Source organism: Fulvivirga kasyanovii, from assembly GCF_009711405.1.
Taxonomy (GTDB): Bacteria; Bacteroidota; Bacteroidia; order Cytophagales; family Cyclobacteriaceae; genus Fulvivirga; species Fulvivirga kasyanovii.
In genome coordinates, this window is sequence record NZ_SMLW01000367.1 from 1 (window position 1) to 7277 (window position 7277).

The 7277-nt window shown below is 43.2% G+C and carries 9 protein-coding genes; 1 reads left to right on the forward strand and 8 read right to left on the reverse strand.

All coding sequences use genetic code 11. The features are described from left to right. Window positions 1-94: 94 nt before the first annotated feature. The 5 genes from E1163_RS31510 to E1163_RS31150 are packed head-to-tail and all read right to left on the reverse strand — an operon-like array spanning window position 95 to window position 3377. A complete protein-coding gene (locus E1163_RS31510) occupies window positions 95-496 on the reverse strand; it encodes a DUF6660 family protein (RefSeq protein WP_343033745.1) in 402 nt (133 codons plus the stop codon). A 42-nt stretch (window positions 497-538) separates the two neighbouring features. Next, window positions 539-1768, reverse strand: a complete 1230-nt coding sequence (locus E1163_RS04105; protein ID WP_155169756.1) for a hypothetical protein — start codon at window positions 1766-1768, stop codon at window positions 539-541. Further along, window positions 1743-2171: a QcrA and Rieske domain-containing protein gene (locus E1163_RS04110; protein WP_155169758.1), complete on the reverse strand. Its 429-nt coding sequence runs from the start codon at window positions 2169-2171 to the stop codon at window positions 1743-1745. The genes E1163_RS04105 and E1163_RS04110 overlap by 26 nt, the downstream gene beginning before the upstream one ends. Window positions 2172-2175: 4 nt before the next feature. Continuing rightward, a complete protein-coding gene (locus E1163_RS04115; protein ID WP_246223497.1) occupies window positions 2176-2976 on the reverse strand; it encodes a di-heme oxidoredictase family protein in 801 nt (266 codons plus the stop codon). Continuing rightward, window positions 2973-3377, reverse strand: a complete 405-nt coding sequence (locus tag E1163_RS31150; protein WP_246223499.1) for a hypothetical protein — start codon at window positions 3375-3377, stop codon at window positions 2973-2975. The genes E1163_RS04115 and E1163_RS31150 overlap by 4 nt, the downstream gene beginning before the upstream one ends. Before the next feature lie 76 nt (window positions 3378-3453). On the opposite strand from E1163_RS31150, the gene E1163_RS04120 reads away from it, so the two are divergent. Further along, window positions 3454-4113, forward strand: a complete 660-nt coding sequence (locus tag E1163_RS04120; protein WP_155169761.1) for a metal-dependent transcriptional regulator — start codon at window positions 3454-3456, stop codon at window positions 4111-4113. A 1-nt stretch (window position 4114) separates the two neighbouring features. Here E1163_RS04120 and E1163_RS04125 read toward each other — a convergent pair whose 3' ends face one another. From E1163_RS04125 to E1163_RS04135, 3 genes are all read right to left on the reverse strand, one after another. Further along, the gene (locus tag E1163_RS04125) at window positions 4115-4324 is read right to left on the reverse strand and encodes a heavy-metal-associated domain-containing protein (protein WP_155169764.1); all 210 of its coding nucleotides are present in this window, start codon (window positions 4322-4324) and stop codon (window positions 4115-4117) included. Between the two features lie 33 nt (window positions 4325-4357). Next, a complete protein-coding gene (locus E1163_RS04130; protein ID WP_155169766.1) occupies window positions 4358-6622 on the reverse strand; it encodes a heavy metal translocating P-type ATPase in 2265 nt (754 codons plus the stop codon). A 108-nt stretch (window positions 6623-6730) separates the two neighbouring features. Continuing rightward, window positions 6731-7277 (reverse strand): helix-turn-helix domain-containing protein (locus tag E1163_RS04135; RefSeq protein ID WP_221417927.1); only part of this gene is annotated, 547 nt, incomplete at its 5' end.

The window sequence follows — 7277 nt, forward strand, 5'->3', positions numbered from 1 at the left end:
GGATGTTTAGCGAGCTATCAGGATGATTAAAGACCTTGCATCTTGATAAAAGACTTTATCGGTCAGACATACTGATCCTTCTAAACGCAGGAAATTATGACATTGGAGGTTTAAGAAAACCAGAGATATCAGCGTTGCTGAAATCCTGAAAATAAGAAGTGTAAACCGCTGGTAATTTCACGAGGTGTGTGAAATCAACTCCGGCTGCTGAAACGAAGTGTACATGACAGCAATGGCAAACGCATAACGGGGAACATCCGTCCCAATCGCTTTGGTGCTCGTGGTTATGATTCCCATCAGTGCTGCTAATAACTGAAACATTATCCTTTGTATTGTCTAAAGGCAATGTGTCAGCACATGCTACCCCTGTAAGGGCCATGAAGTAAAAACTTAATATGTAGCATGCGATTTTCATTGAATACAAATATACGGATAAATGCAATGCAAGGGTATTGCAAAGTGTTATTATAAAGGTTAACGATGTTACAGACTTCATTGTTCACCAAACCCATTACCCCGTAAAACCATAACCCGTTATCTAAAAATAGCTGGAAACACCAATTTCTATTCCTGCGGTTTTTACAGGTGGGTTTCCAAGCAAATCCGTCTCCCACATGTAGCGGTAGTTGGCCCGAATCACCGTCTGAGCAGATGGACGGAAACTAATGGCCGGAACAATTGCCTGAATGTCATCATGGATAGTACCCCCGGTTTCATTAAATAATCCTACGTTGTAATCTACATGCTCCAGGCGCAAAGCCAGATTGATTCTGGCATTTTCCCACCCCAGCATCTTACGCTTTATAACCGTGTAAACAACATCAACAAATCCTCCCTGTTGCTGAGTGCCAAATTGCTGTGAATAGCTATCCGGCACATCCAGGAATGCCCACACCCACTCGCCTGTGATGTCAAGCTTTTTTTTGATTGTGGTGTTAAAGTCTATGGCAAATACATCCAACCTTCTTTTTACATCCAAAACAAGTCCATCTTCCTCATACTTGTTGTATACGTCCCCCATCCATGAAAGCCCGATTTCCCCAATTTTCCTATGACGAATTGCCGTTTTCAATGTAACCAGTGGAACGGCATTAAAATTTTCTTCAAACCGATCTAAATTTTCTTTGGCAGCCGGTAGCCAGGTGCGACCTTCGCTGTTTGCGATTATCTGATCATTGAACCCATTGGTCACGTAAGTTTCATAGGCCCATACCCATTGCTTCTGATAGGTTTTACCATGAAAACCAAACCCGACATTGCTGAAAGTAGCCGGGATTATGGTGGTAGCTGAAATGGGACGGTCTACAAATTCCCAATTAGGCCCATCGTGGTTTTGGTTGAAGGCACCTATGGGATTCATGATAACCCCTCCTCTGAAGTTAAATAAGGGGTGAAATTCAAAATCAAGAGCAGCAAACTCAATGTTTATTTCTTTGGTGCCTTCTTCAAACTCTATTTCAGAAAGGAATTTAATCCGATCCAGGATTGAGGAAGAAACGAACAGCGTCACTCTGGGTATCTTAAAAGAAATGCCCTCGCTAATTCCATCTGTCACAAAATACTGCCCATGTGCTTCAACATAACCACCCAGGGCCACCGGAAAACTGCCTGCCTTCAAAAACGGACGGTTATAAACGGCATCCATATTCATTTGGATGGATGTTGTATCAGTACTTACCCGCTGTGCCAATACAGATGCTCCCATTCCCGAAAAAACAAGAATCAATAGCAGTTTGAGATTTTTATAAATAAATGTAGATGTTTTCATGATCTGTGGTTATGTTAAAAGTTTTGAGATTAGTTTCTGCCGGGCCTTGCACTACATTGCCCTTTGCATCAAACTCACTACCATGACAGGGGCATACCAGATAATTGGGTTGTGCATTTACTTCGCACCCTTTATGCGTACACTCCATCCAAAGTGCGATGTATTCTTCCGGATTGATTCTGTATAAGGCAATAGGAAAGGCCAAAGATGCTGCCCTTACCAATACCACTTCCAGTGGTTTTCCCTGGTCACTGGTAAATTCATTCTTTGATAACCTTAGCTTATTATCACTTATCACGGCACTCACTTTATGAATGGAAGTGCAGCCTGAAAAAAACGGGGCAATTCCAGCAATCGCTAAGCAGGAGCCTCCTATTAATCTTAGAAATTCTTTTCTGTCCATGTGGCTAAAGAGATTTAAGAAATGTGAGGAGTTTTTGCTTATCTGTTTCACTAAGCTGCTCAAAGCTATCCCGGCTGGTGGACCCTTCCCCACCATGCATCAAAATAGCCTCTTCAAGCGTTTTTGCACGGCCATCGTGCATCAGAAACAACTCACCTCCCTGTGAATCTGCTGAAAGGCCAAGCCCCCAAAGTGGTGGTGTTCGCCATTCATACGTTTCTGCTGAGCCTTCCGTAGCTCCATCATCCAGGCCTGCACCCATATCGTGAAGCAGCAAATCTGTGTAAGGATAAAATGTCTTATTGCTGAGAGCTTCAATATCAGATTCAGGGGTCGTCCAGGTGGGGATATGACATGAGCCACACTTAATATCAGAGAAGATTTGTTGACCATGGATGACATCAGAAACATCACGATCCCTTTGAATTGGTGCTTTAAGCGTTCTCAAATAAAACACTACGTCCCTTATAGTCTGATCGCTTACCTCCGGATCAATTGTGAGGTCGGTGGCCACATCGAGCGGTTCAAATGTAGATGTCACGCCCATATCCTGATTATATGCCGTGGCAGTTTGTTGCAGTAAATCAATGGAGGCAGCCTTCTTTCCAAAGCGACCAATGAATTTACCACTGAAGGATTGATGAAACCATTGCGGTTGGAAGTAATCGGGAGGGGTAATGTAATTGGGAACTCCAGAGATACCATCTCCATCTATATCTTCAGGATCGGAATTTTCAAGTATTTGTGCATCTGTGAGTGCCGCTAACAGCCCAAGACCGGTAACTGCGGGAGGAGTAAACTTCATAAAAGGGACTCCAGAGGGTAGCCTCTCCGGCTCAAATCCCGGAATGGCCCTGTTCTGAAGTTGTGGGGCTCCAGGTGGGATGTTTGTATTTTGGTTGGGTGATGTCTGCCCAAATCGTGTAAGCGTGGTGAAAGGATGACCTTTCCCATCTCCTGGATGACAGCTTCCACAGGAAGTGGCCACAAACATAGGCCCAAACCACTCTCCGGTGTAAAAATCTCATCATTGAACGCTACGTCTCCAGCCAAAAACCTGTTTTGCTCCGAAAATGAAAGGCCTTCCATTGGGCCGTCTAACAATTCATTTTCTGCCGGTGCTTCAGGAAAAACCTCATCGCATGAATAAAACAATAAGGACACCGAACAAACAAAAACCAGATATTTTATTTTTATGTTTACCATATATTGTATTGTTGATTAGACAAACTTAATAATTTGTTAAACAAAAATAAAATTTTAGACTAATCTAAATATTCAAATGATATCCACTACGATTGAGAATTACATCAAGGCAATATTTTATCTCGGAGAAACTGCGACTAACGTCACGGTAAGTGCAGTAGCCGAAAGAATGCAGAACAGTCCCGCTTCGGTCTCCGACATGCTCAGACGGCTCTATGAAAAAGGCTTGATAGAGGATAAGAACAATATTACTTTAACTGATCAGGGTAGTTTTCTGGCAAAACAAATCATACGAAAACATCGGCTCTGGGAGACCTTTCTTGTCAAGACACTGGATTTTAAATGGGATGAAGTGCATAGTATTGCCGAACAACTGGAGCATGTGCAATCTTCTTTACTCACCGAAAGACTGGAAAGATTTCTTGAGTATCCTGAGACAGATCCCCACGGTGATCCCATACCAGATAAAGACGGCAACTTTCCAAACCTGAGTATTATCCCACTTTCCGAAGCAGAACCGGGCAAAAGCTATATTTTCCGAAGTGTGGCTACCGATGCTAAAGACTTTTTAAATCATTTGGACAATAAGGGATTGCAGCTTGGCCAGAGGTGGGTAATCATTGAAAAGGAGGAGTTTGACGGGTCAGTCAAACTCCTGGTAGATGATAAGAATGAAGTTTATTTAAGCGAAAAGGTCGCTAAAAATCTAAATATTTGCTCAGGTCAGCTTGATTAAATCATATAACCTCAGCATTAAAACCGGCCTTTTGAACTGTTTTCTTTACTTCCTCCGCATTGAGGTTTGAAGTTTCAACAGTGAGCACACGGTTTTCACTTTCAAGATTAACCTTCCATTTTTTTATGTCCTTTTCCTCATTCAGGAAGGGTGTTACCTTAGAGAGGCATCCACTACAATTGATGTTTGTTTTAAATTTTAAAGTATCCATTGTTAGTCTATTTAAAGTTTGAAAATTTGATTTCTAAATCTTAGTTGTTTTCAGCCGCAAACTATTTGCTACTACCGATACTGAACTAAATGCCATAGCCATACCGGCAATCATAGGGTCAAGTAGAAAGCCGTTGACGGGGTAAAGCAATCCAGCAGCAATTGGAATCCCGATCACATTGTAAATAAATGCCCAGAAAAGGTTCTGGCGGATACCCTTTACCGTTCTGGTAGAGAGCTTCAGTGCTTTCGGAATGGACTCCAAATCTGAGGTGATTAGGGTCATTTTAGCCACATCCATCGCAATGTCCGAGCCGTGTCCCATGGCAATACTTACATCAGCTTGAGCCAAGGCATGGCTGTCGTTGATACCGTCACCTACCATGGCTACTATCTTTCCTTTGGATTGTAATTCTTTCACAAAATCCGCTTTATCGGATGGCAACACCTCGCCTTTAAAATCGGTGAGGCCAACCTGCTGAGCCACTGCCCTGGCCGTTTGATTATTGTCCCCAGTGAGCATATATACCTCTACTCCATTCTTCTTTAATTTTTCAATTGCTGATTTGGAAGTGGCCTTGATCTTATCAGCTATGGCCAATACCGCCAACACTTCCTGATCATCCGAAAAGTAGACCACTGTTTTGGCGTCCTCCTGCCATTTGGCTGCTTTTTGTTGAATATCTTGAGGGATGTTTATGTGGTTTTCAGCCATCAGTTTGGTGTTTCCGATGAAGTAATACTTCCCTGAAGTATTAGCTGCTTTTACCCCTTTTCCGGTGATGCTGTCAAAGTCTTTCAATTCTTCCGATTGCACTCCCTCTTCTTTCAGCTTTTTTACAACCGCATCGGCTAATGGATGCTCCGATTGAGCCTCCAGAGCAAGTAAAACGGATGCATGGTAGTCTTCATGGGCTTTATCCGACCAAAAAAGATTAGTAACCGTAGGCTTACCTTCAGTAATGGTTCCGGTTTTATCCAATACTACGGCATTGACCTTGTGACCAAGCTCCAGGCTTTCGGCATCCTTGATCAGAATGTTATTTTCTGCTCCTTTCCCTACGCCAACCATGATGGCTGTAGGGGTGGCCAGCCCTAGCGCACAGGGACAAGCGATTACCAATACAGCTACTGATGTAAGCAAGGCATGTGTAAAGGCATCATCTCCACCTACAAACATCCATACAATGAAAGTGGCGATAGAAATGGCCATCACCACCGGCACGAATATTCCGGCAATTTTATCAACCAGTTTCTGAACCGGGGCCTTGCTGCCCTGAGCTTCCTGCACCATTCTGATGATTTGTGAGAGCAGCGTTTCCCCGCCTACTTTCTCGGCCTCAAACTGGAAGCTGCCTTTCTGATTGACCGTACCGGCAAAGACTTTTTCGCCTTTGGTCTTGGCCACAGGTACCGGTTCCCCCGTGATCATACTTTCATCCACATTGGAACTGCCGGACAGCACTGTCCCGTCTACGGGTATTTTCTCTCCCGGGCGCACCACAATGGTGTAGCCCTTTTGCACCGAGGCAATCGGAATCTCTTGTTCTTCGCCATTGACGATAGCCTTGAGTGTTTTAGGCTGCAGACCCATTAGTTTTTTGATGGCTGACGAGGTATTGGACTTGGCTTTTTCTTCCAGCAACTTGCCTAAAGAAATGAAGGTGATGATCACGGTGGCTGCCTCGTAGTATACATGCGGGTGAATACCCCGGTTATGCCAGAACTCAGGAAACAGGGTATTGAACAAACTGAAAATAAAAGCGATTCCGGTGCTAAGTGCAACCAATGTGTCCATATTGGCTTTGCCGTGTTTGGCCTGTTTAAAAGCATTGATGAAAAAGCTCCGGCCAAACCAAAACAATACGGGAATAGTAAAAGCCAATGAAATCCACCGCCCCGACATCCAGTCCATGTAAAACATGCCCAGAATAAAGACCGGAAGTGTCAGAATGGACGACCAGATGGTGCGGTTTTTCACATTCTGATAATGCTCACGTTGCCTCTCTGCCTGTGCTTCGCTTGGATCCTCCACATCTACGATCAGGTCATAGCCCACTGATTGCAATGCGTTCCGTAAGGCATCTGGGGTAAGGGATTGGTCGTATTCAACCAAAACGGAACTGCTGGCAAAATTAACACTGGCATTGGCTACTCCCTGAGTATTATTTAGAATAGATTCCACGCTGGAGGCGCAGGCGGCACAAGTCATTCCCGTGACAGGAAACGAGTTCTTTACAATTTTCCCGTTCTTATCAGTATGCATGCTCTTTGGTTCACTAATATCTAACGCTTCCATAAACTATTTTTTCAAGTTTGAATCCTAAATTGAACAAAACAAATTTCGGAAGTGTGGAGAAGGTTTGTATTACAGAATTTGCTAAACGTTTTATACAATCGTCAGTGATTAGATATTATCCAGTGTTTTTCGCTTTAAACCCATAGTGCTTTTGAATTGTGAGGGTGTCATTCCGGTGATTTTTTTGAACTGGCTGCTCAAATGTGCAACACTACTGTAGCCCAATTGAAAAGCAATTTGGCTCAGGGTAAGCTCGTCATAAATCATTAGTTCTTTTACACGCTCTACCTTTTGCCGGATGATGTACTGATCCAGCGTAATACTCTCTACCGATGAAAACAGCATTCCCAGGTATTTGTAATCATAGTTGAGTTGATCGCCAATATACTCCGCCCACTTTATATTTATCACATCTTTTGAATGATGAATTTTTTGAATGATCAAATTTTTCACTTGTTCAATCAACCTGCTTTTACGATCATCAATCAATGAAAATCCAACTTCTTCCAGCGCTTCGTTCAACTGCTTTTCAGTTTCATCATCCAAAGGTATTTCCATTTCAATCTCACCCAGTTCAAGGTTAGTATAGGGTATTGAAAGCCTGTCTACAATTTGCTTGACCGCTGTTATACAGCGTGGACAGACCATATTTTTA